This window comes from Streptomyces sp. YKOK-I1, from assembly GCF_054660435.1.
Genome location: NZ_BAAGDR010000004.1, coordinates 14143 through 41081 on the forward strand (window position 1 = coordinate 14143; position 26939 = coordinate 41081).

Below are 26939 nucleotides of genomic sequence, written 5' to 3' on the forward strand. Positions count from 1 at the left end.
CAGCGTGGCTGGGCGCCGACTGGAGACGGAACTCGTCTCCAGTACGGCTGGAGGTTGCATGGCCCTGGACAGACGCCGAGTGCAGACGGCAGTGATCGGCCACGCCGGTTCCGAGGATCCTGCGGTCCTTCCGATGGAAGCGATAGAGCTTGACGACTACCGGGCCCGCCACACCGGCCAGACCTTCTGGTGCGGCAAGTGGCTGAACGGGTGCGGGCACCAGCTCTTCACCAAGCTCTACACCGACCGCGCCTGCCACTTCGCGCACGGGCCGGATCCCGAGCACACCTCCACCTGTGCCCGGCGGGCGGGCGGGGTCTCCAGCGCGGACCACCTGTACATCAAGCATGGCCTGCTGGCCTGGATGGCGGAGCAGGACGTCGCCGCCACGGCCACCATCCCGCGCGAAGCGGACGGTTCCGTCGGCGGGCAAGTGCTCTTCACCCCCGCCGGGCAGGCCGGCCTTCGGGTCCTGCTGTCCGAGCCGGCCGGCCCGCCCGCACCGGCGGGAGAGGACCCGGCCCATCTGGTGCTCGGCCCCGAGATGGCGTCCGACCCGGACGTGCTGCTGCGGCAGGGATACGTCAACCGCATCCAGCTCGTTCCCGACGGCACCCGCCGCCGGATCCAGGTCGGGACCGAACGCCATGGCCGCGCCACCGAGTGGTTCGACCTGCACGAGGTCGGGTTCACGGACGCGGGGCTGGTCACCCCCGCAGTCGAAGAAGTCCGCCGGCTGCGGACCACGCGGCGGCCCATCGGTGTGCAGACGCCCAAGGCGGCGCCGCAGCCCCGGCCGACCGTACGCGCCGCCGGTGACGAGACGCACGGCATCCCCTCGCCGGACCGCGCCGACGTCATGACGGCCCTCGAGCAGGCGGTCGGCGACGGGCGCAGCCGCACGGAGATCCGCCGCTGGCTGAACCGGGCGGAAGAGGTGACACACGGCGGGGCCACCGCCGAAGAGAACACCCTGATCAGGGCGGCAGCCGACGCGCTGCTGAGGCTGGAACGGGCCGTCGGCGTGCCCACACCGCGCGAACCGACCCTCCAGGAACGCAAGGCACTGAAGACGGTCCAGCGGCTGCTGGGCAACTTCGCGGTCCAGAAGCGCCATGGGTTCACGCTGGTCACGCCCCAGCAGCGCCGCCAGCTCGCCCAGGCCGCAGACCAGGCCGCGGCGTGGCTCACCGACGCCCAGCGCTCCCAGGTCAAGGAGTGGCGGACAGCTCCGACAGAGTCCGCCCCCGCACCCGCACCGCGGGCCCCTCAGCCGCCGGCGCGACCCCGGGCGCCGCGCATTCCTCCCGCGGCTTCCCGCCCCGCACGTTTCGACGCGGCCGGCCTTGCCGACGCGGTCCGCGACGTCCTGGAGCACGCAGCCCGCATAGGGAAGACCGTGGCCTTCGCCGATCTGTGTGCTCAGGTCAAGGACCTGGGGGAACTGCCGGAGCCTGATCAGGAGCAGGTGCTACGGCGGGTCAAGCCGACCGCCCGCCCCCGCAGCGCGAAGCCTCAGCGCCCCGCCCTGCTCACCGCTCTGATCACCACCGAGGCAGGAGCCATGCACCCGCTCTACCGGCGGCTGGCCGGCCACGCCGGTCATCACCTGCCCCAGCAGGCCGACACCGCGTGGACCGACACCGTCAGCATCCTTCACGACCGGTACCGCACCCCGTAGCGGCACTGCCCCGCCGCCGATGCCCGCGTCAGCCGAAGGTGTCCCAGGCCCGGGCAAGGCGGATCGTGCCCACGGTGGTGATGACGGCGGGGCCGGTCAAAGTCATGGCGCCGTCGGCCGTGACGGAAATGTGCAGGGTTCCGCCGGGGAGGTCGACACGGTAGTCAGCGGCGCCGGTCTGGCCGGTGTTGCGTCGGTGGGCGGCGACGGCGGCGCAGGCGCCGGTGCCGCAGGCCCGGGTCTCTCCCACGCCCCGCTCGTGGACACGCAGCGCGAGGTGATCCGCACCAAGGACGGCGGCGAACTCAGCGGTGACCCCGAAGGGATAGGCACCGGCCGGTTCGACGGCGGGCGGGATGCTCAGGTCTCCGGCGTCGGCAAGGTCGTCGACGAACACCACGGCGTGGGGGTTTCCGATGTCGACGTGGGTGGCGGGCTGGCTCTTCGCGCCGCTGGTGGTGACGGTGATGCGGTCGGGACCGGGAAACTCGGGGACGCCCATGGCCACGGTGACCGGTCCTCGCAGCTCGTCGCTCCGGGCGGGGACGTCGACGTGCCGGATGCCGGCGCGGGTGGCGATGGCGAAGCCGCCCGGTTCGCAGCGGCCGGTGTCCACGAGGTAGCGGGCCAGGACCCGGATGCCGTTGCCGCACATCGCGCCCGTGCTCCCGTCGGCGTTGCGGTAGTCCATGAACCACTCGGCACGGCCGGCCACCGCGGCAGCTTCCGGTTCGGCGGCGCAGCGGACGATGCGCAGAATGCCGTCGGCTCCGACCCCGGTGTGGGGATCGGCCAGGTCGCGGACGACTTCGCCGGTGAGGCGGAGACGGCCGTGGGGGTCGGGCAGGACGATAAACGAGTTCGCACAGCCGTGCCCTTTCGCGAAAGGCAGGGTGACGGCTGGGGAGGCGGTTTTCATGGGCGGGGGCCTTGTCGTCGTAATGCGATGCGCAGCCAGGCGATCTGTCCGTCGGGGGTGCGGATGACGCCGTATTCGGTGCCGAGTTCGAGGACGGCCAGGAGCCGCGTCCAGTGAACTAAGGCAGCGTCGGTGACGTCGGTCTCGATCCGGACCGCATCCAGCTCCGCCGTGACGCGGGGCTCGGTGCCGGTCACCTCGGTGAGCTGCTGGGCGACCGTCTCAGCGGCCGTACGGATGGCGGCTCTCCGGTGGCGGTCGTAGCCCACTGCACCCACATTCGAATTGGCAATTACTGCGCGCTCTTATTGGTCCACCATTTTTTTATTGGTGGACTAAATTGTCAATCCGTTTCAACAAGGCCGTGGGCAAAGGGAGATGCATGGCTGACCGTCAGGAGGCGGGGTACCTGCGCGTCGCCCAGGCCATCCGGGACCGCATCACCGACGGCACCTGGCCGCCCGGCCACAAGCTCCCCAATCGGCCGACGCTCGCTGACGAGTTCGGCGTCGGGGAGAACACGGTCCGTCAGGCCGTGGAGATCGTCCTCGCCGAGGGCCTGCTGGAGTCCTTCCGCGGCCGCGGCCGCGGGACGTTCGTCCGCGCCCCGCGCGAACGCCGCGTCCTGCCGCGCACGTTGACCCCCACCGCCGCACCTGGCCCGCTCGGGCTCACCCCGGCCGGCTCCCCCGTGAGCGTGGAGGCGGAGAGCACCGCCAAGGTCCCGGCCCCGGCGCCCATTGCTGTCCGTCTGGGCATCAGGGAGGGCGAGCTCTGCGTGCGCACCGACTACGAGGTCCTCGCCGACCTGCGGTGCGTGCTGACGGCCACCAGCTGGGAGCCCTACGACCTGACCAAGGGCACCCCGGTGGTCTTGCCCGAGGGCGGTCCCCTTGCGGGCCGCGGCGTGGCCGAGCGGATGACTCAGATCGGCGTCACCGTCGCGCGCGTCACCGAGGTGCCCCGTCCCGTCCAGCTTGAGCGTGAGTCGGCGCAGCTGCTCGGCACGACGCCCGGAGCGCAGGCGATCTCGATCGAGCGCACGCACTACGACACCGGCGGCCGGCCCGTGGAGACCGCGGACATCCTGGTGCCGGCCGAACGGTGGGACATCACGTACGACATCCCCCTCGCCCCGGTGCCCCGCACCTGACACCGGGGTCGCCTCGGGGGTGCCCGCGCCCACCAGGGGGCGGGCGTTGGCCATCAGCAGACAGCGCGGCCCGAAGGCCGTAGAGGGAGGGGACGGGGTTCATGGCTGCAGCGCGCCGCGACTCTGCAGGGCGGGGCGTCGACGCCTTAGCGTCACCCGCGATCACGAACCTGATCGGGCTCATCGGGATCCTCACCCCGATCACCGCCTGGTTTACCGCCGGCGGGACCACGAAGAACGCCCTCCTGATCGTCGAAACGGTGATCGTGATGGCGCTGGTCGGCTCGCACATCTGGCTGCGCAAGGCATTCATCCAGCTCCGGCGGGCCAATAACCTGCGGGACATGGATGACGCGCACTACTACGACCTGGTCCGCGCACAGCTGGAGCACGAACTCGTCTCCGACTACAGCGCCATCGCCGACGGCCACCTCCAGGTCTACGCCTCGGAGGTGCCACGCCTGTCGGTCCTCCTGGTGAAGACCCTCATCGAGTCCCAGTCACAGCCCCAGCGGATCCTCGCCAGCGACCTGACCACCGACCCCGGTCTGTTGACCCGCCGCCGCGAGTACCTCGCCGCCAACCGGCAGCTGCTCCAGGCCGGCGGCACCATCAACCGGCTCTTCATCGCCCACGAACGCGACCTGCTGCGCGAGGACTACGCCCGCAGCCTGCTCCAACTCATCGAATCCCACCGCGACCTGGGCGTCATCTGCGGCCTGGCCGTACGCGACCGGCTGCGCGCCGACCAGGCCGTGGACGTCATCATCATCTCCGCGGCCGCCGCCCTCGTGGAGGATGAGCAGGGCGACGCCGACTACACCAAGGGCCGCAGCACGGTGCACTTCAAGGGCGTCGACCGGTGGGTCAGCCGCTTCGAGTCGGCCTGGGGCAACGGCGCCGACTCCGCCACCGCGGCACTGCGCACCTACGAGAGCGCCGCCCGCTCCCTGCTCGACTCCGCCTGGGACGACACCCGCATCCGGGAGACCGTCGACACCCTGTAGCAGCGCACCCGCAGCCCGCGTCAAGGCCCGGCCTCCTGCCGGGCCTTGACGCCTTTCCGGAACCGATGCCGGGGAATAAATAGTGGACCAATAAGTACGCTGTGTGATGGTCGGCGGGAGGTGCCCGCCCCTCACCACCCGGGATGACCATGCCCTTGCCCGTGTGCTTAGCCCTCCTGATCAGCGGAGTGGCGCTGCGCCAGATCGACCGCATCCACTTCGCACGTCACCGGCCCTACGCCGCCGACGCCGGCCGCCTCATAGCCCTCCAGCGGACCCGCGCCAACGACCTCACCCCGCTCCTGCTGCTGTCGGGACAGTGGATACAGATCACCGGCTGGTGGATGCTCGCCGCCCACGGCCCCCTCCTGGCCGCGACGGCGGCCGCCGCCGTCGCCGTGCACTTCCGCCACCTCCAGGAGATCAGCCACGCCGCCGTCCACGGCGTCCTCGCCCGCACCGCCCGCACCAACCAGCTGCTCGCCGAGATCGGTGCCCACCACCCCCTCGGCCTCGGCCCCCTCCCCGCGCGCCGCCTGCGCCACGTCCGGGACCACCACCCCAACGCCACCCTGGACCGCGACCCCAACCTTGCAGAACTCCGCCGAGCCGGACTGCGCCCCCACGCCACCCGCACCGCCTACGCGCTGACGCTGATCCACCCGCTCACCCCGCGCGGCCTCCGCGCCACCGTCGCCGGCCTCGCCGCGCACCTGCGCGGTACGGGAGCCTGGCACCGCACCGCCGCCCTGGCCGCCATCGGCGCGGCCGCGTATACGGCCGGCGGCTGGCCCGCCCTGCTGTACGGCCTGCTCATCCCCCGGCTGCTGTTCTACCCCCAGCTCGCCTGGATGTCCCTGCTGGCCGAACACACCTGGTTCGACCCCGACCACCGCACCGGCACCCCGGCGTACGTCGAAGCCGGGCGCTGCCTGCGCCTGTACCCGCAGAGCCGCGCCCTGGCGGCCATCGCCGCCGCCACCTGGCTCCCCTACGGCGACCTCCACCACTACGCGCACTCCGCCCACCCCGGCCTTCGGTGGAACTACCTGGCCGCCGTCGAACGTCACCTACCCCCGCCCCACTACACCCCCGACGGACTCCTGCTCGGGAGGGACACTGTGGCCCGCCGTCACCGCCAGGCGCTCGATGCCGCCGCTGCGGCACCGCATCCACAGACCATCTGACCAGGTACAACGGCTGCGGCCCTGAACACCGACGGGGTGTTCAGGGCCGCAGCCGTATGCGGGCAGGCTCAGAGGGCGTCCGGGTCGATGCCCTGCGCACGCGCGAGGGCGAACAGGACGCGTTCCATCTTGTCCAGACGTTGCGCGATCGGCCGGTCTCCCGGTGCGCCGATGGCGTTGGCGAGGGAGTCGATGTTCCCGAACGCTGTGCGCTGCTGCTCATGGATCGTCGCCAGCGCTTCGCTGTGTTCCGCCAGCGTCCGGCCGGTGCGGAAGGCTTCCGCCTCGAGGTCCCGCAGCCGCGCGTCGTACGTCCCCGCCTCATTCGCCATGCCCACCATCCTGTCAGACCAGCGCACCGGATTGCCTCCGCTGACACACTCCGCCAAGGGTCTGCACGGTCGGCGACCGTGGGGAGAGAGCGGTCAAAGATCAGTCGGCGGCCCTGGCTTGCTCTTGGCGGTAACTGCGGTAACTGGCGAGCATGTCGTTGATCTTCTGCCGCGACTTACCCAACTCCCGCGCGATCCCAGCCTGAGTCCAGTCGCCGCTGTCGACGGCTTCGGCGATGGCGGCGCCGCGCTCATGGGCGAGCGCGGCCTTGGCCGTGTCGATGAGGTTGGGGCAGCGCTTCGCCCGCTCGATGGGCGGCAGTTCGGCGAGCTGCTGAAGGGCGGCGATCAGATCGTTCAGTTCGGGCGTCATGGTCGTCCCTCCACGTGAGGAGGGGCCGGGTTTCCCCGGCCCCTGGGCTGGTCTGTCACATGAACTCGGCGTATCCGCTCTGCCGACCTTCGAGCAGTAACCGTCCGGTCCGCTTGTCGCTGATCTCCAGCTTGTGGCTGCTGTCGTAGCGGGCGGCCCATTCGTCGAACATCTCGTAGGCGGTGTCCTCGTCGACCTGGAAGTTGAACCTCTTGACGGCGACCTTCTCGGCGTTCTTGATCTCGATCTGGTAGGTCTTCATCTCCGAGTCCCTCTCTGCTGTTGTCGTCCTTACGCATACGAATGTACCCCCCTAGGGGGGTACGGTCAACCCTGGGGGGGTACAGAATTCAAGATTTTCAGTACACACCCCTGAACAGGGCTTTCCGCTGCCCCGAACAGGCGGAGCAAGGCGCGCGTAGACGAGAGGTGCGGTGGAGGTGGCACCCGAGGTGCCATGGCGCCCTGCTGCCGCCCCGCTTGTGCGACACCCCCGACTCGGTCTACCAATCACAGAACGTCACGCAGTGGTCCGCAGCGTGCCCGCCTCCGGGACGGCGGCCGCCGTCCCGGCTTCCCGGGCCGCACGCTCCTTTCGGGCCCGGCGCAGGGCGGCGGCCTCGGTCGCCGCGGCCTGGCGGCGGCGCTCGGCACGGGCCGTCTCGATCGCGGCCGGAGCGTCGTCCGGCGGCTCGGGGAATGCACGGAGGCTGAGCGCACGCATCGCGCGGGTCTGCCGGGTAACTGCCTCCGCGATGCCCGGGTCGATGCGGCTGGGCGGCTCGGCGGACCGGTGCGCGGCAATGGCCTGGTGGTAGCCCTCGGGCGCCGGCCTCCGGGGCTCCACCGGCGCCTCGGGCGCGGCCGCGGCCGCCGGACCGGGCTGCGTCGCACGACGCTCGGGCACGGCGCCGGCGGGCAGGACGCGGATCGTGTGCACGGCGTCGGTGCCAGCCGTGTGGTTCGCCGTGGCGATGATCCGGGCGGTGATGAGCCGGAGCTGGGTGGCGTAGGCGGGCGAGTCAGGGCGCAGGTCCAGCTGCCGGGTCGCCGGGTTGTAGGCGATGGCGCTGACGTGGCTGGGCAGCTGGGGGGAGATGGCGGCCGCGATGTCGGTCCAGCGGTCCAGAACGGTTCCGCCGGCGGCCGGAACCTCCCAGGCCCGGTCGGCCATCAGGCCCTGGAGCACGGCGGCGAACCCGCTCGGTTCCCGCCCGTCGCGCCGTACGACGGTCTGCTGGCGGCGGCGCGGGGTGCGGGTCTCGCTGTCGCCGCGCTTCTTGGCGGCCTCGCGGGCCTGGCGCAGGGCAACCCGGGCCAGGTCGATGCCGGACACCTCCGGGGTGGTGCCGCTGGTCTGCTCGGCAGGGTTGATCATCTCGGTCATGTGGGCCTCCTACCGGTATCGGATGGTCGTCAGCGAGCTCTGGGCGAGGCGCTCGATCTGGTGGGCGCGGCGCACCAGGTCCTCGCCGAAGATCCGCAGTGCCGTCTCCTTGTCGAAGCCCGTGACCAGCGTCGTCTCGCCCCGCATCAGCTCGCCCTCGGCTGTGGCGATCAGCGCGGCGAGCTCTTCGGGCCCCAGCTCCAGGCCTGCGTCCTGGCCGTCGTCGACGTGGTCCTGGTCCTGGCGGCGGCCGCCGTGCTCCAGTTCCCTGACCTGGGCGAACGCGGCCTCTACCTCGAGGCGTACGGAGTGGCGGACCGGGGCCTGCCAGTCACCGTCGTAGCGCTCGGTGCGGGCGCGGACCTGTCGGATGCGGTCACGCCGGGCGGCCTCCTGGGCGCCGCGCCACTGCTCGATCGCAGCGGTGCGCTTGGCGGGGGTGTCCAGGACGTTCTCCGCGTTGGTCAGAAGCACGGCGAGCAAGCCGGAGCCCCGACGGACGTGGGCCGCCTCGCCGCGGAAGTGCAGCCAGGCCTTCACGTCGGTGAGGGTCCATCCGGCATCAGCGACGTTCCGGGCTACCCAGGCGATCCGCGGTACTGAGCAGCCGCGCAGCCAGTCCAGCTCCTGGGTGAGCTCGCGGGCCAGCTGGAAGCGACGTCCGACGGTGTTCAGCTTCTGGCGGCCGCCGGCCCTGGCCTTGGACTTCTTCGGGGTCGGGGACTTGCTGACCCCGGAACCGAGCTTGCTCTCAGGGGGGAGGGAAGTAGTACCCGCAGTGGAAAGACCTGAGGTACCGACCTGCATTGGGGTGCAACGGACCTTATCCGAAACAGCCGTCACAGCCCCCTGCTCAGCACCCTTCCGGGCACCCTTCGCCAGGGCCTTCGACGACGACTTCGAGCGCGGTTTGCGGACCTTCCGGGCGGCCTTCTTCGCCAGCTTCGCCATCAGCTCCCGGCCGGCCTCCGCGATCCCGGTCACCGCACGCGTGTACGCGGGCGCGTCCTCATCCCGCAGCACCGTGCGGATCCCCAGCGCGGCGTCGAACGCCACCGGGACCATCCGCGCGAACTCGCTCGCCTGCGCCGTCTCCCCCGACACCCGGGTCCCGCGCACGATGTACGCGAGCAGCCCGGCCTCCCGCAGCATCCCCAGGTGGTACTCCACCGACCGCTCGGACAGGCCGGTGCGCCGCACCAGGTAGCCGACGCCCGGACGGCACGGGAAGAGCTGCGCGAGCTCCTGGGCGACGCGCACCGTCGTCGGCCCGAACGAGCGCGGCCCGTGCGACCGGTACTGCCGCGGCCGGTACAGCCCGGACCCGGCGACCCAGTGGACCGCCTGCATCCACGAGTAGCCCTCCGGCGCGATCCGGCCCGTCGACGTCGACAGCCACTGGGACGCCTCCGGCACGTACAGCGTCGCGGGCAGCACAGCGACCGCGACGTCGTCGGCCGACGAACGCGCGGCGGGAATCATCGCGGCGGCCGGCACCGCCACGGCGCTCACCGGCCACCCCGAAGGGACGTCACGACATGATCCATCCGGCGACCATGGACCAGGTCACCTGTGGATAGATTCCGGAGAGCGGCGGCAAGCCTGTGGATGACGGTTCGGGACGCGGGCGCGGCGGGAGCTGGGACGGAGGGGTGCACACCTGCTACAGGTGTCGTGATCGCGTCCGGTGTGACGCCGGACGGGTGCGAGTTCGGGAAACCGTCCCGAACAGCGGGACGTACCGGGTGAATCGGGCTGTGAGATTGCGTCACACGGGACGCCGTGGGCACACAAAAGCGCACGAAACAGGCATAAGCGGGCTGGCGAAAGCCCGCGCGGTCGTGCAGAATGACGACGTCCTCCTTCTATGAGGGTGGAAATGGCGAAGCCCCTCGTGGTGCTTCGTGGTTCGGCTAGAACCAGAGATCGAACTGTTCGACCGGGTGCGAACCGGACGGACAATCCCTTCAGAGGGCGTGCGAAACCCTCCGGAGACAGATGGGGCGCCAGCCGGGGTGATTGCGAGTCACCTGGGTAGCTGAGCGTCCCGGCGGCGAAGCCGCCCCAGACCTAGGTCATCTCAACCCCCTCTGCGGAGGGCTGGTCGGGATGTGCGGGAACGCGCGAAAGCCCCGCTGACGTGCATCGCGAGTGATCGCGGATACGGCGGGGATCTTGTGTGCGGGCGAAGGCCCACGGGTACAGTGGTGCCATGAACACCGAGGACCTCCTAACCAGGTTCTCTACACCCCCGGTGCTTACCAAGGCGCCGGGGTTTTCCATATTCAGATAGATCTTGATCGCAGCCACCATACCCCCTTGATCACGCTCCGCGAAGAGGGGGGCGTAGGTGAGTCGGCGAGGCGCGTGTGAAAGGGGCATCTCGCGGTGCTGGAACCTGGTCTGACGGTGGCTCAGGGCAAGATGAGCGGCATGCCTGACTCCCCCGCGGACATCCTCCCGGCCACGTACGCGACGGCCGCGCAGCAACGCGCGTACATCGCCGCCATGGAGAAGATCCGCGCGGCCCGGAAGCCCAAGGAGCCCGTCCGCGTCTACATCTGTGCCTCGCCGCACATCGCGCGACGTCCGCAGTGGGACGAACGACTCGCGAAGATCCGCCACCGGCTCCCCGGCGTGGAGCTGCTGCAGTTCGACGACGTCTTCACCCCGGAGAACTACGCACAGAAGTGGAAGGAACTCGCGCCCACCTTCGACGGCCTGGTCGTCGTCGGCCCCACCAAACGCGGCGCGAACGGCCACGTCTACCTTCTGGGTGAAGTCGCCCGCCTCGAGGTCATCGACATCGTCAAGACCGGCAAGCCGGTCCTCCTGCACGCCCGTCGGTACGGGCTCATCCCGTTCGTCGACTGCAAGATCCGCCGCGTCGGCACCCCGGAGCGACTCCGCACGAAGGTCACCGCCCCGGCCGGCTGGGACCCGAAGGACTACGAGCCGACCCTCCAGGCCGCCCTCCGTGCACTGCGGCCACGCCGCACCGACACGGAGACGACGCACGACGACGCTCCCCGGCACCTGGCCCATCCGTTCGCCGCACCTCCCCAGTAACGTCTTCGGTCCGCTGTTGACTACAAACGCGCAGGTCGCGCTTGTAGTGCCCATGATCCGAACAGAATTCTCCGGATTCGCCAAGAGGGTTATGCCGGATTCGCCTGACCTCCCGCCCGGCGGGCAACTTTCCGAGCCGACCGCCCGCCTGGCGGGAAGCAGAGGACCAGAACAGCATTCACGATCAACGTCCGATGCACCAGGAAGAGGGTCTTCCGGTAGGAACGTACAAACGCTCCGACCGACACCGCCTTGAGACCACGGAGCCGACGTTCGGGAGACGCAGTCGTCAGCCACCAGAGCTCCTCTACCAGCAGGCGCGGACGCGGTCAGCGTGGCATGCGACGTGACTCCCTGTCTGGTGACATTCGCCGGTGACATCCGGATGTCACCGGCGAATGTCACCCCAAATGCGCGGGCATGACCATCCGGCAGCTCGGTGCTGTCGTCGTGGGCGATACCCGCTCCGACCGAGTAGGCGTCTGCAGAAACAGGGCGCAGTGCGGCCACATCGGCCGCCCACTGCGTCCAGCGCAGGTCCTGGTCTCGGTCGGGCGCGTACATCAGCCGCGCTCCTTGGGGGCGTAGCGCACGAATACGACGTCACCGATCGCGCGGACTTCCAGCACCTTCATCCTGGCGGTCGTCCCGCCCGGGTAGGCGGCGGCACCGAGGAAACGGGCCGCTTCCGGCTGGCCGACCAGGAGTGGGGCGATGGCCAGGTGTACTTCGTCGGCGAGGTTCTGCGCCATGAGCTGGGTGTGGATGGTGCCGCCGCCCTCCACCATGAGCCGGCCGACGCCGCGGCGCCCGAGCTCATCGAGGACCAGGCCCCAGTCGAGTTCGGGGCCGACGCCGACGACGTCGGCCAAGTCGCCCAGCGTGTTGCGCACCTTCTCCACCACGCCGTCCACGGTGACCACCAGCTTGTCGCCGCCGTGGTGCCAGAAGTTGAGGTCGGCGGACAGGTCGCCGGTCGCGGTGACCGTGACCTTCAGCGGGTATTCCGGCTTGCCATCGGCGACGCGCTTGGCACGCCGTTCCGCGCTGTTCACCAGCAGACGCGGGTTGTCCCGACGCATGGTGTTCGCGCCGATCAGGATGGCGTCGCTTTCGGCGCGGACCTGGTCGACGCGGTCGAAGTCCTCCGCGTTGGACAGGCGCAGCCGCTCGGGGCTGGTGTCATCGAGATAGCCGTCGACCGACATGGCGGCGGACAGCATGACGTACGGGCGGGCGGTCATCAGGTCAGGTCCGTTTCTGTTTCGTGGACGAGGATGGAGTCGAAGGCGGCGCGGAACTCACCAACCTCAGGCACGCGCTGCCAGGGGATCAACGCCTTGTCGAGCCGCGCGAGTTCGTTGGTGATCCGGCCCGAGCCGGTGTCCGCAGCAACGGTCAGTGCGTGCATGCCGATCGTCGCGGCCTGCTCCGGAGTCCGGGCGCCGGCCAGGGCGACTGCCTGCCGCGCCATGTAGACGCCACGGTCACGGTGGTAGCCCTCGGGCATCAGCCGGATCGCGGCGGCGAATCCGTCCGCGGCCTGGTCGTGCTTGCCGAGGGCCTCCAGGCCCTGGGCGCGATGGATCTCCACGTACGACGCGTTCAGCCACACCCCCCACGGGGTCGGGTCGGCGGCCGCACCATCGAGGGCGTTGCGGACATCGTCGATGGCCCGCTCGCTCTCGGCAGCGTCGCCACGCAGCGCGTGCCCGTAGGCCTCGTACGTCCGAGCGACGGCAGCGAGCCGGCTCCGCGGCCGCGCCATGCGCTGGGCGGCTTCAGCGAGATCGACCACATCGACCAAATCCGCCGTGTCGCCAGCCAGCTGGGCCTTGCGGGCCATCACGTACGTGCTCAGGTCGGCATCACCGACCGTCTGCGACCACTGCATCGCCCGGTCCAGCCAGTGCGAGGCCGCCTTCGGATTGCCGAGGTCCTGGTAGAGCCAGCTGAGGAACTCGCCGTACTGCGTCTGGAGCTCCATCAGGTCCCGCCGGTCGGCACCCGTGGCCTCGCGCCGCAGCTCCTGGATGACCTGGATGTGGTCGCGGACCGCCTGGAGGGCGTGGCGCGGCCCGAGCAGATTGTCGTTGTCGATCAAAAGGCGGCGCGTACGGCGCAGGTGTTCCACCGGCGTCGAACCGTACGCGGACGCTGCCCGAGCCTTACGAACCAGGCCCGGCACGGCACCCGAGTCCGCTACGGCCGGCGAACCAGCGCCGACGGCGGCCACAGCCCCGAGCCCCACCCCGGTGCGCAGCAGCGCACGCCGATCCAGAGCCACCCAAACCACCGACCCATCATTCAGACGACACGGGATAGAGATCCCCTCACCGTCCGAAGCTGCCTGGTCCGGCAACCCCAAAGCTAGATCAACAGACGACTTGGCCACATGGACCGACGGATTGGCCACATGGCCACGCTCGTCATCGATCCGTTCCCACAGGCGGAACAGCATGCCGTTCGCACCCAAGACCCGGTCCAGCAGTGCGGCTTGGGAGCGGTCGGCCTTCCTCTGGGCACGTTCGAATCGTGCCAGGTGGCTGTGGTCAAGCATCGCCCGCTCAGCCAGATCGCGCAGGCTTAACCTGCGCAGCTTCCGGAGCTCACGCAGTTCGTAACCCCAGTTGTGCAAGGGCGACACCCAAGGCGTCAACTCCCTTGGCTTCTGTGCCATCCCGCCCCAATCCTGTGGCTGATGTGGCCACTTCGTCCGGCCACATGTCAGATCTGGAACTGATGCCTCCCTCAGACCTAGAACCGGACTGCAAGCAGTTGAGCCCGGTCAGGGAGGTGTTACTCAGTGGTCTTCTTCGCCCCCGTCATCGTCGGTACCCGAGAGTCGGGCACTGGCGTGGCGACGGATGGAGTAGCCGATCTCGAATTCCTCGGCGCTCATCCTGGTGTCATTGACCTCAACGACCCCACCGGTGGGCGAGGTTGTGACGCGCACGACCCGCAGGAGCGGAACGCCGACGTCGACTGGCAGGTCCAGAGCTTCGGCCTCTTCAGGAGAAGGCATGCGGGCCGAAACGCCCTCACTCCACTCCAGGGGGCGATGGCCCATCTCTTCCAGCCGGTCGTAGATGCCGCCTGGGCCGGTGTCAGCTTCGGCGAGGCGGGTTCCTCGAGCGAGCTCCGCCGGCAGGTAACTGGTCGCCAGCTGCTTGGGCTTCCTGGTCTCCGGATCACCCATCACCCGATCTCGGATGAGTACTTCGGAGCCGGCGCCGAGGCCCATCAGGGCTGCAAGGTCAACCGGCACGACGCCCCATCGGACGGTGGGAGTCTCCAGGGCCACCCACGGCTGGGCGGTCGGGTCGAAGTAGTAGCCGATCTCGTCTCGGAAGACTTCGCGCGACCGGGTGATGCGCCTCTTCTCCGGACGTTCGCGAACGATGGTGCCTCTTCGGCGTACCGCCATCACCAAACCCTCTTGCTCCAACAGGGCGATGGCGCTCCGCACCGTTTGGTAGCCAGCTCCGTACTGATCCTGGAGCTCGGTCAGCATAGGGAGCTTGTCGCCCGGAACGTACCGCCCCACGCTGATCTGCTGCCGCAGGTCAGCGGCGATGTCGCGGTACGAAGCGGGCATCGATGCCACCTCTCGAAGTGCTGCTCGGTCTTGATTCTAGAGATAGCTCTATCAGGCCGCGATGGGCAGGCACAACTGATCGGCACGAATAGAGCTATCGCTATTGACTCCACGCCTCCGCGTGGTCTCTACTAGGCGATAGCGATAGCCCTAACGCTCCGTTGAGCAGGGGCTACGCGCTCAGCACTACCGCAAAACAGCAGGAGTCACCGTTCTTCAGAGCGGGGCAGTGGGGTGAGCCGAGCTCCCCCGGCCGGAGGCGCCTGTACCGAATATCGAGCACCACAGATCCACCTCGTACAGCGCTGCTGCGCTGTCTGTCCGCCAGGACTACTAGCCGAAAGGCCGGGCCTGGCGCGGCAGAGAAGGCAGCACTCGCACCCCGATCCCCCACGTCAGGAGGCATTGATGCCCCGCATTCGTCCCGGCCGAGTCCGGACCAGGAACACCAACCGCCGTGAGGCGCTCAAGCTCAGCAGCATGGCCCCGGAGGACTTCAACGTCCGGCCCGGCGAGGCGAAGTCGATTGCCTGCCCCGACTGCCGCACCTGGCGCCGGATCATGGGCGACAAGGTCCTCAAGATTCGCGAGCACTGCATCTCCGACAAGGTCGCGGAGGGCGAGAAGCACGTCACCTGCCCCGGCAGTGACCAGCTCGTGGTCGTCGACATCGACGTCCGGCGCTGGCAGGCCCGGCAGAACCGGCTGCTGCGCGACGCGATGCCGCAGGAGAACCGGCGCGCCGCCCAGCAGTTCTACAAGCCGCTCCCGGCACCGGCCGCTCCGGTCTCCCGGATCAAGGCGGAGGTCACGCTGGAGACGGCCCGCCAGTCCTACCTCGCCCACCGCAAGGGCTGCACGCGATGCGTCGGGGGCCGGCACTGCACGGACGGCGGCATCCTCGCCCGCCGGTACGTCCTCGCGCTCAACCAGGAGCCCGCCCGCCGCGAGGCCCTCAAGGAGCAGGAGCGCCAGGAGCAGCGCACCGCGCGGAAGCAGACGGCGCCGGCCGTCCGCAAGGCGCAGTGGGCCAGGCACGGCGGCACGGCAGTCGAGACGGCGAACAACCGCTGCGCGGACCGGATCCCGGGATCGCTTTCCGAGTTCCGCGGCCCCCAGCTCCCGCTGGCACCGCAGCACATGGAGGCGCACGACCGGCGCCAGGCCGAACTGGGCAAGCAGTACGCGCAGAGGAAGTCGGCCGCGTCAGCCGCCTGACCCGCACACCGAGACGAACGACCACGGCCCCGGCCACCCCGCGAACTGGGGAGGCCGGGGCCGTGGCTGCTCGTACGACCAGCCGAGTTGACCAGCAACATGAAGGGGACCGCCGCATGAAGCTGCCGTTTGTACGACGCGCGACCGCAGACGCGTTACGCGACAAGCTCGCTCGTGCCGAGGAGGAAGTCGTCGCCCAGGTCGCGAGTGTCGAGGCGAAGGACGGCGAGGTACAGCGCCTGACCGACGAACTGAGCGAAGCTCGTCTCACCCGGGAGGCGGCGCAGGGCGCGTACGAGATCGCCAACTCCCGGGCGGCGCGTGCCGAGGAGCGGGTCACCGAGCTGGAGGCCCGTCCTCGGTGGGTCCGGAAGCAGCCGGATGCGGGTGAGGCCAGCACGGGCGGGCCCGGGCCGGAGGACAGGGAGTACGCCTTCAAGGTTCTCAACTGCGCGTTTCCGCAGTTCGCCGACATCGTCACGCAGAACGGCGGTGTCCTCCCGGACGAAAACTACGAGGCGCTGTCGATCTACGTGAACGGTGCCTCGACGTACTACGGCCTCAGCGACGCAGAGGTTGAGGAGGTCGGAGTCCGGCACGGCATTCCCGCGCCGATCCTCCAGAAGGCGAAGGACTTCGTGCCCCGCGCTCTTCCGGCCGGCGCCGTCTGACCAGCTTCCGCACGATCGACCACGGCCCCGGCCGGCCCGAGGTAATCGGGTCGGCCGGGGCCGTGGCTGCTCGTACGACAGCCAGGAAGGCGACGGCCTCAGGGATTGCGCCCCTGAGGCCGTCAAGGACCTATCGGGAGGCCCTGTGAAGAGCATTTTGGCATCCGCTCGGTTAGCTGGCGGACTGATCGACGATCTGGAGCGCGAGGACAACGAGCGCGGCCCCGAGCCCGACGAGACCGAGGGCCAGCTGCTGCGCCTCGTCATCCCGCAGGCCGGTGCCGGTCAGGTCCGTCTTCCGCTGAACGGCGGCGGGTTGCAGTGCGCCGACTGCGGCGGTTGGTTCGGCGTCACCTTCTGGACCTGCGACGCCTGCAAGGCCCTGCGGCAGCTGTTCGCAGCGCTGGGGAGGGTCGGCCGCTGATGACCAAGCCGCCGGCGGACGACCTGTTCGTCCGCTACATGGAAGCGTTCGCCGACTCCGAGGAGCACACCACCAGCTGCGCGGCCTGCCAGGCCGGACAGCAGTGCACGGAAGGCGGCCCGCTGCACGAGCGGTTCGCCGGGCTCCAGGACGCGCACCGCGAACGCCAGTCGAAGCGGCAGCGCCGCTGACCTCCGGCATTGCCCGTCGTCCCCGCCCTCACCGGCGGGGCCGGCGGAGAGCGTCGGGATGTCACCCCGCTCCGGCCGTCCGGCCGCCGCACCACGCGAACAGCCCCAGGGTGGCCGCCCTGGGGCTGTCTCGTACGCAACGGACCTATGGGAGGCCCCATATGAACCGCTCCGTCATCGTAGCCACCGTCCAGGCGACGCGCGCCGCCCAAGCCCCTGCTGCCGACCTGCCGGTCAACAGCAACTGGCGGGTCCGCGGCGCCTGTACCCAGGAGGACCCCGAGCTCTTCTTCCCCATCGGCAACACCGGCCCGGCCCTCCTTCAGATTGATGAGGCCAAGGCGGTGTGCCGCAGGTGCCCCGTGCTGGAGAGGTGCGCGGCCTGGACGCTGGAGACCGGTCAGACGCACGGCGTCTCGGGCGGCATGTCCGAGGCCGACCGCCGCCGCATCAGGCGCCGCACCGCCCGCCAGGACCGCAACGCCTCCTGAATCTGGTCTGACGGCTGCCTGATCCGCCCGCACCGACCGCTGCACGTTGGCGGCCGGGACGGGCGGTGACGGGGAGCCGGACAGCCCGGACCGACAGCCCAGGGAGGCCCTGATGGGCACGACGACCACCCCGCTCGACACCGCGACGATCGACGCCAGCATCACTCGGCTGCCGGACTCGCTGTGCACGCACACCCCGCACTGCCCGACGGCCGACAGCTCCGACGCAGAGGCCGCGCAGGTCGTGGCCGCCCACCCGGAGCAGGGCTGGAGCCTTTTGTGCAACGCCGTGCTGGTCTTCGACGACACCGGCGACCTGCTCCCCGACGGCCGGGTCATCGGCCCGCACCGTCCCCTCGCGATCACGGCCTGACGACTGCCTGATCCGCTCGCACCGACCCGCCGCACCACGGCGGACCGGATCGGGCGGTGACGGGGAGTCGGACAGTCCCGTTTCGCTCCCGCCCGGCGGGAGCCACGGACAGTTTCGAGCCCGCCCCCCAGCACACCCCCGGACCCGCCGCCCGCACCACGGGCAGCGGGCTTTTCGGCACGGCCCGCTCCGGGAAGGCAACGGCCCCTCGGGGCCCACTTCGGCCCCACCGACCGCCGTTTCGGGAGCAGCCGCCCGCGTTTCGGGAGCGGCCCCCACCGTTTCGCCCACACCCTGAACGACTCATTCCGGAGGCCCTCATGGCGATCACCGACTGGCCGCGAACCGCGGCCGACCCCAACCCCGACTCGGCTTCACCGGCCGCCGTTTCGGGAACGCCCAAGCCGGTTTCGGGAACGCCCGGCACCGTTTCGGACGCGCCGGACTTCGCTTCGGAGACAGAAAGCGGAACCGGAACGAAGCACTCCCCGGGGAAGCTGACCGGGAGCCAGAAGTGGGCTGCCGGAGCGATCGTGATCGCCGCGCTCGCCCTCGCGGGCATCGGCCTCTACCTCAGCTTCGAGCACGTCGCGGACTTCGCGTTCAAGCAGCTCCGCTTTGGCACGCTGGGCAAGGGCCAGCTGTTCGCGGTCGGCGTCGACGTCGGCATCATGGTGATGATCGCCGTCGACCTGCTGATGGCCTGGCTCAAGCGCCCTATCAGCTGGATTCGCTACCCGGTGTGGCTGCTGACCGGCGCGACGGTCATCCTCAACGCCGCGTCCGGCGCCCCGGAAGGGGCCTGGCGGCTGCTCGACTACGTTGCCGCCGGCGCCCACGGCGTCGTGCCGATCCTCTTCATCACGGTCGTGGAGATCGGGCGCACCTCGATCGACCGCATGGTCCGCCCTGACCAGGCCGAACGGGACTCGATCCCGTGGCTGCGGTGGATCCTCGCCCCCGTGGCGACGCCCCGGATCTTCCGCCGCATGCGGCTGTGGGGCATCACCTCCTACCCGGAGATGATCCGCCGGGACCAGGAGCTCATCGCCTACGAGCTGTGGCTCAAGCGCAAGCACGACGGCGATCTGTCCAAGGCGTCCGAGGATGAGCTGCTGCCGATGACGATGGCCCCGTACGGCTACACCGTCGCCCAGTCCCTGGCCATGCCCGATGAGCAGGAACAGGCAGCTCAGGAGCGTGAGGAGGAAGCCGAGCGCCGGCGCCTGGACGCGGAGACGCGCAGCGAGGTCGCCCAGGCCGAGTCCGCCGCCGAACGCCTGCGCGCCAAGGGCAAGGTGGAGGCGGTCCGCGCTGAGGTCGACGGCCAGACCGGCCAGGCCCGCGCGCACGCCCGAGCCCAGGTCAGCGCCGCAGAACGGGCCGCTGAGCTGGAGGAGGCGGCACTGCAGACGGCCGTCGTCGCCGAAGCCCGCGCCCGTGAGGCGGAGGCGGAGCGCAAGGAGGCTCAGGAGCGCCAGGCCAAGGCCGCCGCCGATCTGGAGACAGCCGAGCTGGAGCGCCAGGCGGCCGATAAGCGGAGGCTCGCGGCGGAGGCCGACCGGGTCGCAGCGGCGGAGGCTCAGGCGATCGAGACGAAGAGCATCGCCGAAGCCCGGAAGGCTGCTGCCGAAGCTGACGCGGACGCTGCCGAAACGGAGAAGGCCGCTGCCGAAACGCGCCGCCGCACTGCCGAAGCTGACCGTCTGGCGGCGCAGGAAGCCGAGCGCATCGCGACCGCCGACGCGAACACGCAGGCGGCCCGCAAGCGTGAAGCCGAAGCCGAACTCGCCGCTGCCGAAACGCGGCTCGCCGCCGCCGAAGTCGAGCGGCGCGCGGTCGAAATCGAGGACGCCGCGAAGCTGCTCCCGCGCGAGCGGGCGGTTCGCAAGGTCGCGCGCATGGCGCTCGCGGGCGGCCTGGTGATGGCCGGCCTCGGTCCGGACGAAATCCAGCCCGCGCTGTGCCGGGTGGTCTCGATCGCCGACGTCCAGCGCGAGACGGCGGTGTCCTCCACGGACACGGCCTCGAAGTACCGCCAGGAGGCGGCCGAACTGCTCGCCGGCGGCTACCGCCCGGAGCAGTGACCTGCACAAACGAGCGGTTCGACGGTTCCACCGGCCCCCGAGACGAAGTCAGCGCCTCGGGAGCGCGGTGAAGGCGCCGAAACGCCACCCCAAACCCTGCCAGATCCCCCCGGCCCCGAGAAGGAGAAACCCCAGCTCATGGATATCAACCAGCTGTTCACGGATGAGGGCCTGCGGGCCTTCACCGCGCAGATGCGCGACCAGCACATGAAGGACGCCCAGCAGTACGGGCAGATCGCCGACATCATCCGCCGCCGCCTCGAGAACGAGAAGATCGACGGCGACCGCTGGATGTCCAGGAAGCTCCGGGCCTGGAAGGTATCGCGGCAGGTCAAGGCCATGCAGAAGGCATCCGAGGGCGCGGCGAGCTCCGCGGAGGCGCTGTACGCGACCTACAAGAACGAGGTCCTGGAGCTCCCTCAGCGCCGGGCGGTGGCGGCGGCCCGGAAGGCTGAGCGCAAGCAGAACCGCCAGGCCGCCGCAGGTGCGGCGGTCGCGAAGTCCCTGGAGAAGTCGGTGACGTCGCTGACCGGCGGCCCGACCCAGCAGGTCCCGGGCCAGATCCCCCAGGCGCGGCCGGCGGAGTTCGTCTCCCCCGACAGCCCCTGGGGGCAGTGGCCGATGGCCTCCGGCGGTGACCACGCCGCCCCGACCAGCACGATCAACGACTACTTCCCGAACGGAGGAGAGCGGCGTTGACGACGCCTCGGCAGACGCAAAACCGTGCGAAGCACTGGAACGCGCGGATCGCGGAGGCCACCAACGACCAGGAGCGCGCCGGGGTCTGGTACGACGCGTGCCGGACTCTGGCCCGCCAGGCCGAACGCGACGGCAAGCCCGACCTGTGGCGCGCGCTCACCGCGACGCTGCACGACTTCTACAAGCGCAACGGAGGGTGACGAAGTTCTTCTTCATCACCGCTCCTACCTCGCCGGCCGGCGGCCCCCAATGTGCGCGCGTGTCGTGCGCGCGCGAGGGTGCCCCGGGCGGTGACCGTCTGTCAACTCCGAGAGGGAGACGTCATGGCCGACGACGACGGCCCCAACAACTTGATCCACTTCCCCCGCGTGGGCTACACCGAGCCCGCCGCAACCCCTCCGGAGACGCCCGATCCGGGCCCCGCCGATGTGCCGTTCGCGGCCCCCACCGACGCCTCCGAGGACTCCAACGAACCGTTTGCACTCGCGATCCGGACGTCTCCGCTGGACACCCTCACGGCCCTCGCCGAACCCGGCCTGGGGGCCCCGTTCACTGGTGACTCCGAGGCGGATCCGGCCCCCGCGCAGGCCTCGCAGACGGTCCCGGCGACGTTCCGGTCCGAGACCGCGCAGTCCGCCGCGCCGCGCCTGGGCGCGCTGTCGCTGGCCGCGATCCTCGCGGTGTCGGTGGCCGCGATGCGCGGCATCCACAGCGCCATCGCCGGACGACGGGAGTCGCGGGAGCAGCGTGAGGCGGTCGCGAAGACCGCGTCCACGGGAAAGGACGGCTCCGGGAGCGGGTCGAAGAAGCAGGTGCAGCCCAGCCACGAATGGGGCCGCAAGTCGCTCCAGTCCGGCCCCGGCGGTCCGGCAGGGCGCTCCGGCGGCTCCGGTCCCGGCCGGTCCTCGCGGGGCGGCAGCGGGCCGTACAACGGCTCGGGCGGTGGCAGGCGCAACGCGCCGACGACCAGGTCGCCGGGCAGCTCAGGAGGCGGTTCCGGCGGTGGCCGGGGCGGGCGCGGAGGCGGCTCCGGATCCGGCTCGGGCGGCAGGGGTTCCGGGGTGAACTCGCCGCGGCGTACTTCGCAGAGCGGCGGCCCCGGCTTGAGCCTGAAGAAGAACAACCGCGGCCCGGGTTCGTCCGGCTCCGGTGGTTCGGGAGGCCCGGGCGGCAGCAGTGGCGGCGGGAGGAAGCGCGGTCCCGGCGGCTCGGGGTCCGGGTCGGCTGGTGGCGGTTCGAGCACGAACCGCAGGCGCGGCCCGGGCGGCACCGGTTCCGGCGGTTCCGCCGGCGGGACGGGTACGAAGCGGGGGCCCGGCGCTTCCGGTTCGGGCACCGGCAAGACCGGACCCGGCAGCAAGAGCCCTGGCAAGGGCTCGGGCACCGGGGCCGGGACGGGCACGGCCGGCGCGAAGGGCCCCGGCTCCGGGAAGGGAACGGCCTCGGGTCCCAAGAGCGGGACGAAGAAGTCGCCGCGCGGGACGACCGGCCCGTCCGGGATCCTGCGCAAGAAGCCCGGCACCACCACCTCCGGCACCGGCCCGAAGTCGAAGTCGAAGGGATCGGGCAAGACCGGCCCCGGCGGCTCCGGCACGACGGCGCCCGGCAAGGGCGGCGGCAAGAAGGGCAAGAAGTCGTCCAAGCGCGGCGGTACGGGCCCGGTCGGTCCCGTACACAAGACGCCGGGCGGGAAGTCCCGCAAGGGCAAGAAGGTCACGCTCACGCCAGGGATCGCGCACGGCACGTTCGCGGCGATGGACAAGTACGGCTGCCGCTGCGGCAAGTGCCGCCGATTCAAGCGCGAGTACAGCCGGAAGGTCCTCGGGGCCATGAAGTCGGCGGCGCGCGGCCGGACGACGCTGGGCGAGGCGATCCATGAGACGGCGGAGAAGCGTCTCAAGCGCCGTCGCAGGAAGCTGTCCCCGGTGATGACGAAGGTCAAGGTCAAGAAGCCGAAGAAGAAGTCGGGTTCGAAGACCACGGCGGCGGCCGGGGGCACCAAGCTCGCTGGTCCGGCCGCGACCGGTCCCACCGGTCCGGCGGCGACGGCACCGGCCAAGGGCGGCAGCTGGAACACCGCCAAGGCCAGGGCCCGCAAGCGCGCCCGGATGCGGACGCGTCCCGTCCCGGTGCCCAGCCCGGCCCCGGCCGGGGCGGGCACGGCGCCGACCGCGCCACCGAAGCCGACCGCCCCGCCGGTCACCCCGGCGACGGCACCGGCCGCGGTCACCGGCACAGGCGCCACGGTCACAACCATCGCACCGGGCACGGTGCCGGGTACCGGTGAGCCGCGCGTGTCGCCGTTCGAGGCGATGGGCATGGCCACGGCGGTCCCCGGCGAGGCCGGTGCGATCACAGTCGAGCGGGCCGACTCCCCCGGGTCGGGCACGCCCGCCGGCACCTCAAGTACGAAGGAGAACAGTGTGGGTGACGCGTCCAAGACCGGCGGCCTCGTAGCGGCGAGCCCGGAGCGTGATGCCTGGATCCAGCGGTGGGGCAGCGGCGGCATCGCGGACATGGACGCGCAGCACGAGACCGAGGTCACCCTCGACGACACGCTCGATGTCCTGGAGGAGCTCACCAAGCAGTCGTTCAAGGCGCACGAGACGTGCAAGAAGCTGTCCCGCAAGGCGCGGGAGATCCGGTACGAGCTGGACGAACTCGCCGCGGACCTGCGCTCGACGCACAACGTCATCGGCCGTCTGACCGGCGCCGCGATGGCGCTACTGGCGGAGTCCATGGAGCTGCTGGCCCGCAAGGCCGACGAGATGTCGGTGAAGTCGCTGGCGGCGGCGGAGGTTTCCGAGACGGTGGAGAACGCGATGTTCGACGCCTACCGGCCGCTGCAGCAGGCCACCGAGGACGCGGGCCTGGCCGTGCCCGCCGCTCGCATCCACAACGAGAACTGAGAGGAGATCAGCACGTGAGCGACAACCTCCCCGCCGTCCCGGGCATGAACAGCGGAGGCGGCGCCAGCAGCGGCAACGGCTTCCTCGCCCTGGCCGGCCGGACCATCAGGCTCGCGGCCTCCGCCCTCTTCCTCAAGGAGGGCATGCACCTGCTCCGCTCGCACATGCAGGCCAACGCCAACGCGGCCAGCCGCCTGTCGGAGATGAACGACCAGGCCGAAGTCGAGGCCCGGTTCACCTCCATGATCATGGACCTCTCGACTCAACTCAACGGAGTGGCGGAGGCGTCCGGCGAGATGGTGAACGCCGCCGACGCCGTCGACACCAACGCCCGCGGCTTCAACTCCGCGCACGACCGGGAGTACCGCCCCGGCTACGAGGCCTCCAACGGCTCCGGCGTCAAGCAGGCCAAGCCCGGCTACTACCGGCGCACCGGCCGCCGCCGCTGAACAACCCCACCACCCCACCGAGGGGCCGCGCCCGCCACCGGCGAGCGCGGCCCCTCCCCCATTCCGCCCCATGAACGGAGGCAGTGTTGAGCACCATCGACCAGGCGGCGCCGGCCGCCGACACACCCAAGAGCGTCCCGGGCCACGTCATCTACCGGCGCGTCCTGGCCGAACGCACCTCCTACGCCCTTGCGGCCGCCGGAATCGCCGTCGGCCCGCAGCTGGACGACTCCGTGCTGTCCTACCTCGCCAGCGGCGGACTCGCCGCGGGCACCATCGCCTGGCTGTACGCGAAGACCAAGGACCCCGACCAGGGCCTGGACGTCATCACCCGCGCGCAGCGCTCCATCCCGTTCCTGACCGCCGCCGGCACCTACCTGGCGAACCTGATCACCCCCGGCTTCAACTGGTGGGAGGTCCTCGCCCCGGCCGCCTGGGCGGGCCTGATGGGATGGATGGCCCCGCTCACCCGCAGCGCGGGCCTGGTCCTCGAGCTCACCGAGCACCAGGAGCAGTTGGCCGACGGCGGCCCGCGCGAGCCGGTGACGTACGAAGAGTTCCTCGCCGCGAAGTGGGCGCAGGCCACCGGCGGCGACACCCGCCTGGTCAACATCCAGCCGTACCGCGCCGACCGGCCCGACTTCGAGGCCGTCATCGTCGCCCAGGCCGGGAAGGCCGTCCCCACCTACACCGAGACGCAGCTCGCCGCCACGTTCGACTTCCCCCTGGGCACCGTCGCCCTGCGCCCCGTCCAGGGTTCCGGGCCCGGCCGCATGCGGGTGGTCGCCCGCCCCACCACCGAGGACACCGAACGGGCCGCGGAGGGGCTGCGCGGACTGTGGGAGACGGCCGTGTGCAGGCCCGGCGGCGCAGCCCCCGGCGTGCAACTGGTCGACTACCGGGCCGAACCCCACCGGATCGTGCTCCTGGTCGCCTCCCCCGCGGGCAAGGAGATCCGCCTGCCGCACACGGCGATCTGCTCCGCCTTCGGCATCGACGACCCCTCCCGCCTGGTCATCGAGACGGACGGCATCCGCATGGGCGTCGTCTCCGTCTACAAGACCAACCCGCTGATGAAGGTCCGCAAGGCCACCGTCGAAGACCTGACGATGGACGACAAGGGCCGCATCACCATCGGCATCTGCCACGACGGCAAGCCCGCCCGGATGCGGCTGTGGGACCCCAGCCAGGGCGCCCTGCGCGGCATCACCGCCGGCGTCACCGGCGCGGGCAAGTCCGTGCTGCAGAACCTGATCCTCGCCGCGGAGAAGCGCTCCGGCGTCGTCTCCTGGGTCGGCGACGTCCAGGGCGGCATGTCGCTGCCGGAGGCGGAGGGCCGGGTCGACTGGTTCGCCAAGGGCCCGGTGGAAACGCTGGTCATGCTGACCGTGGCGCACGCGGTCATGAAGTACCGCGAGCGGATCTCCAACGAGATGGGCCGCGGCGACTTCGCCCTGGGCAAGCCGTGGCCGCTGATCAACATCACGCTCGATGAGATCAACCGCCTGCTCTCGCACCCCGACGAGGACATGCGGAAGCTGGCGGCCTACCTGATCGCCGACATCCAGAAGACCGGCCGCAAGGTCGGCATCGGCATCCGGCTCGCCGTCCAGTCCCTGCACCTCAAGGACCTGGGCGACGACGACGCGATCCGCCAGCAGGGCAAGGTCGGTGCGCTGTTCCTCATGCGCACCGCATCCTCCTCCACCAAGGAGATGGGCCTGGACGGCATCGCCCCGACCGGCTTCCAGATGGAGAACATCCCCGCCCGGATCTACGAGAACGGGCAGATCGAGGCGCTGTTCAGCGGCAAGGACGACGAGGACGGCGAGTCCACCGCAGGCATGGCGTACATGTTCCTCGACGGCCGGGCCAAGTTCATGCGCACCTTCTTCGCCCAGAAGGTCGACGGCGTCTACCCCGACCTGATCGAGCTGTACGGCGAGGACCCGCCCACCGGCCTCACCGACGGTGAGGCCAAGGTCGCCGCCGCCGCTGCCGAGCTCTACACCCTCCGGCACAGCAACCCGTTCGCCGACTGCGACACCCTCGCCCAGGCGTTCGGCGGCGCGAAGAAGAGCGCCGGCGCCAGCGCCCCGTCCGAGCCGTCCGACACGGACGGCGACGACGACAGCGGCGAGGCGTCCGCACTGTTCGACGCCCCGTTCGGAGCGCCCTTCGGTGCGGAAGCGGACCCCGGCGAAGAGCCCGGGCTGCAGGACCAGATCTACACGCTGCTCGCCGACGGGCCCATGAGCCTCAAGGAACTGCGCGAGGCACTGCCCGGCTTCCAGCCCTCCAGCGTCAGCAACGCCTGCACCCAGCTCAAGGCGAAGGGCCTGGCCAAGCCGGTCAAGCGCGGCGTCTGGCAGCGCGACAACTGACCACCAACCGACCCCAGTTCACGAAGGAAACCGATCACCATGGCCGTGTCGCTCTCCCTTGTCCTGCTCACCGGCATCATCGTCGTCGTCCTGTGGCGCAGCGGCTACCTCCGGCTCTGGCCGACCATCACGGTCGCCCTGTTCGGGTTCAGCCTCGCCTCCACCGGCATCGCCCCGGGCATCCGCGACGCGATCACCTCCGTCGCCGGGTGGATCAGCTCCATCTCCTTCTGACCCGTCCCGAGGTCACGGACACGACCGCAACGCCTCTCCCCGCCCCCTGCGCCCTCCCCGCCACCACGGCGGGGAGGGCGCACCCGTCCCAGCACCGTGAAAC

Annotated in this window: 28 protein-coding genes; 18 read left to right on the forward strand and 10 right to left on the reverse strand. The window is 70.6% G+C overall.

All coding sequences use genetic code 11. The features are described from left to right. Positions 1-133 precede the first annotated feature (133 nt). Positions 134-1681, forward strand: a complete 1548-nt coding sequence (locus tag ACYQ8Q_RS44905) for a hypothetical protein (RefSeq protein WP_460073995.1) — start codon at positions 134-136, stop codon at positions 1679-1681. 28 nt (positions 1682-1709) lie between these two features. Here ACYQ8Q_RS44905 and dapF read toward each other — a convergent pair whose 3' ends face one another. Both dapF and ACYQ8Q_RS44915 read right to left on the reverse strand, forming a co-directional pair. Next, positions 1710-2600, reverse strand: coding sequence for a diaminopimelate epimerase (dapF, locus tag ACYQ8Q_RS44910; RefSeq protein WP_460073998.1), 891 nt, complete (start codon positions 2598-2600; stop codon positions 1710-1712). Next, positions 2597-2869, reverse strand: coding sequence for a hypothetical protein (locus tag ACYQ8Q_RS44915; protein WP_460074001.1), 273 nt, complete (start codon positions 2867-2869; stop codon positions 2597-2599). The genes dapF and ACYQ8Q_RS44915 overlap by 4 nt, the downstream gene beginning before the upstream one ends. A gap of 113 nt (positions 2870-2982) precedes the next feature. Here ACYQ8Q_RS44915 and ACYQ8Q_RS44920 point away from each other — a divergent pair, with 113 nt between their 5' ends. The 3 genes from ACYQ8Q_RS44920 to ACYQ8Q_RS44930 all read left to right on the forward strand — a co-directional run bounded on the left by ACYQ8Q_RS44920 (position 2983) and on the right by ACYQ8Q_RS44930 (position 5947). Continuing rightward, entirely contained in the window at positions 2983-3753 is a 771-nt protein-coding gene (locus ACYQ8Q_RS44920; RefSeq protein ID WP_460074003.1) for a GntR family transcriptional regulator, read from the forward strand. Positions 3754-3854: 101 nt separating this feature from the next. Continuing rightward, positions 3855-4760 (forward strand): hypothetical protein, encoded by a 906-nt coding sequence (locus ACYQ8Q_RS44925; protein WP_460074006.1) that lies wholly within the window; start codon positions 3855-3857, stop codon positions 4758-4760. A gap of 149 nt (positions 4761-4909) precedes the next feature. Further along, a complete protein-coding gene (locus tag ACYQ8Q_RS44930) occupies positions 4910-5947 on the forward strand; it encodes a fatty acid desaturase (protein WP_460074009.1) in 1038 nt (345 codons plus the stop codon). Between the two features lie 68 nt (positions 5948-6015). On the opposite strand, the gene ACYQ8Q_RS44935 is transcribed toward ACYQ8Q_RS44930, so the two are convergent. From ACYQ8Q_RS44935 to ACYQ8Q_RS44955, 5 genes are all read right to left on the reverse strand, one after another. Next, a complete protein-coding gene (locus ACYQ8Q_RS44935) occupies positions 6016-6279 on the reverse strand; it encodes a hypothetical protein (protein WP_460074011.1) in 264 nt (87 codons plus the stop codon). A gap of 100 nt (positions 6280-6379) precedes the next feature. After that, positions 6380-6652, reverse strand: a complete 273-nt coding sequence (locus ACYQ8Q_RS44940; RefSeq protein ID WP_460074014.1) for a hypothetical protein — start codon at positions 6650-6652, stop codon at positions 6380-6382. Positions 6653-6707: 55 nt separating this feature from the next. Continuing rightward, the gene (locus ACYQ8Q_RS44945; protein ID WP_460074017.1) at positions 6708-6914 is read right to left on the reverse strand and encodes a hypothetical protein; all 207 of its coding nucleotides are present in this window, start codon (positions 6912-6914) and stop codon (positions 6708-6710) included. A gap of 258 nt (positions 6915-7172) precedes the next feature. Next, on the reverse strand, positions 7173-8039 hold the full coding sequence (locus tag ACYQ8Q_RS44950; protein WP_460074020.1) for a DciA family protein: 867 nt from the start codon (positions 8037-8039) through the stop codon (positions 7173-7175). A gap of 9 nt (positions 8040-8048) precedes the next feature. After that, positions 8049-9521: a helix-turn-helix domain-containing protein gene (locus ACYQ8Q_RS44955; RefSeq protein WP_460074176.1), complete on the reverse strand. Its 1473-nt coding sequence runs from the start codon at positions 9519-9521 to the stop codon at positions 8049-8051. Between the two features lie 951 nt (positions 9522-10472). Here ACYQ8Q_RS44955 and ACYQ8Q_RS44960 point away from each other — a divergent pair. Next, positions 10473-11108 carry a hypothetical protein gene (locus tag ACYQ8Q_RS44960; protein WP_460074023.1) on the forward strand — a complete coding sequence of 212 codons (636 nt, stop codon included), beginning with the start codon at positions 10473-10475 and terminating at the stop codon, positions 11106-11108. Between the two features lie 563 nt (positions 11109-11671). On the opposite strand, the gene ACYQ8Q_RS44965 is transcribed toward ACYQ8Q_RS44960, so the two are convergent. The 3 genes from ACYQ8Q_RS44965 to ACYQ8Q_RS44975 form a co-directional block, all read right to left on the reverse strand. Continuing rightward, positions 11672-12352: a RibD family protein gene (locus ACYQ8Q_RS44965; RefSeq protein ID WP_460074026.1), complete on the reverse strand. Its 681-nt coding sequence runs from the start codon at positions 12350-12352 to the stop codon at positions 11672-11674. Continuing rightward, entirely contained in the window at positions 12352-13788 is a 1437-nt protein-coding gene (locus ACYQ8Q_RS44970; protein WP_460074029.1) for a helix-turn-helix domain-containing protein, read from the reverse strand. The genes ACYQ8Q_RS44965 and ACYQ8Q_RS44970 overlap by 1 nt, the downstream gene beginning before the upstream one ends. Before the next feature lie 123 nt (positions 13789-13911). Next, a complete protein-coding gene (locus ACYQ8Q_RS44975) occupies positions 13912-14706 on the reverse strand; it encodes a GntR family transcriptional regulator (RefSeq protein ID WP_460074032.1) in 795 nt (264 codons plus the stop codon). A gap of 408 nt (positions 14707-15114) precedes the next feature. Here ACYQ8Q_RS44975 and ACYQ8Q_RS44980 point away from each other — a divergent pair, with 408 nt between their 5' ends. From ACYQ8Q_RS44980 to ACYQ8Q_RS45040, 13 genes are all read left to right on the forward strand, one after another. Then, the gene (locus tag ACYQ8Q_RS44980; RefSeq protein WP_460074034.1) at positions 15115-15924 is read left to right on the forward strand and encodes a hypothetical protein; all 810 of its coding nucleotides are present in this window, start codon (positions 15115-15117) and stop codon (positions 15922-15924) included. A 116-nt stretch (positions 15925-16040) separates the two neighbouring features. Continuing rightward, positions 16041-16595, forward strand: a complete 555-nt coding sequence (locus ACYQ8Q_RS44985; protein WP_460074035.1) for a hypothetical protein — start codon at positions 16041-16043, stop codon at positions 16593-16595. A gap of 145 nt (positions 16596-16740) precedes the next feature. Next, positions 16741-17019: a hypothetical protein gene (locus ACYQ8Q_RS44990; protein WP_460074038.1), complete on the forward strand. Its 279-nt coding sequence runs from the start codon at positions 16741-16743 to the stop codon at positions 17017-17019. Then, complete coding sequence (locus ACYQ8Q_RS44995; RefSeq protein ID WP_460074040.1) at positions 17019-17210, forward strand: hypothetical protein; 192 nt, start codon at positions 17019-17021, stop codon at positions 17208-17210. The genes ACYQ8Q_RS44990 and ACYQ8Q_RS44995 overlap by 1 nt, the downstream gene beginning before the upstream one ends. Before the next feature lie 161 nt (positions 17211-17371). Next, positions 17372-17701, forward strand: a complete 330-nt coding sequence (locus tag ACYQ8Q_RS45000; RefSeq protein WP_460074043.1) for a WhiB family transcriptional regulator — start codon at positions 17372-17374, stop codon at positions 17699-17701. 181 nt (positions 17702-17882) lie between these two features. Continuing rightward, positions 17883-18074, forward strand: coding sequence for a DUF5999 family protein (locus ACYQ8Q_RS45005; protein WP_460074179.1), 192 nt, complete (start codon positions 17883-17885; stop codon positions 18072-18074). Positions 18075-18394: 320 nt separating this feature from the next. Next, positions 18395-20161 (forward strand): DUF2637 domain-containing protein, encoded by a 1767-nt coding sequence (locus tag ACYQ8Q_RS45010; protein ID WP_460074046.1) that lies wholly within the window; start codon positions 18395-18397, stop codon positions 20159-20161. Positions 20162-20299: 138 nt separating this feature from the next. Beyond that, the gene (locus ACYQ8Q_RS45015) at positions 20300-20860 is read left to right on the forward strand and encodes a hypothetical protein (RefSeq protein ID WP_460074048.1); all 561 of its coding nucleotides are present in this window, start codon (positions 20300-20302) and stop codon (positions 20858-20860) included. Continuing rightward, positions 20857-21060, forward strand: a complete 204-nt coding sequence (locus ACYQ8Q_RS45020; RefSeq protein ID WP_055718396.1) for a hypothetical protein — start codon at positions 20857-20859, stop codon at positions 21058-21060. Before ACYQ8Q_RS45015 ends, ACYQ8Q_RS45020 begins: the two co-directional genes overlap by 4 nt. 123 nt (positions 21061-21183) lie before the next feature. Next, the gene (locus tag ACYQ8Q_RS45025) at positions 21184-23769 is read left to right on the forward strand and encodes a hypothetical protein (protein ID WP_460074052.1); all 2586 of its coding nucleotides are present in this window, start codon (positions 21184-21186) and stop codon (positions 23767-23769) included. 14 nt (positions 23770-23783) lie between these two features. Next, the gene (locus ACYQ8Q_RS45030; RefSeq protein ID WP_460074054.1) at positions 23784-24218 is read left to right on the forward strand and encodes a conjugal transfer protein TraB; all 435 of its coding nucleotides are present in this window, start codon (positions 23784-23786) and stop codon (positions 24216-24218) included. 86 nt (positions 24219-24304) lie between these two features. After that, the gene (locus tag ACYQ8Q_RS45035) at positions 24305-26602 is read left to right on the forward strand and encodes a winged helix-turn-helix domain-containing protein (RefSeq protein WP_460074056.1); all 2298 of its coding nucleotides are present in this window, start codon (positions 24305-24307) and stop codon (positions 26600-26602) included. A gap of 39 nt (positions 26603-26641) precedes the next feature. Next, on the forward strand, positions 26642-26836 hold the full coding sequence (locus ACYQ8Q_RS45040; RefSeq protein WP_460074058.1) for a hypothetical protein: 195 nt from the start codon (positions 26642-26644) through the stop codon (positions 26834-26836). The last annotated feature ends 103 nt before the right edge of the window (positions 26837-26939 follow it).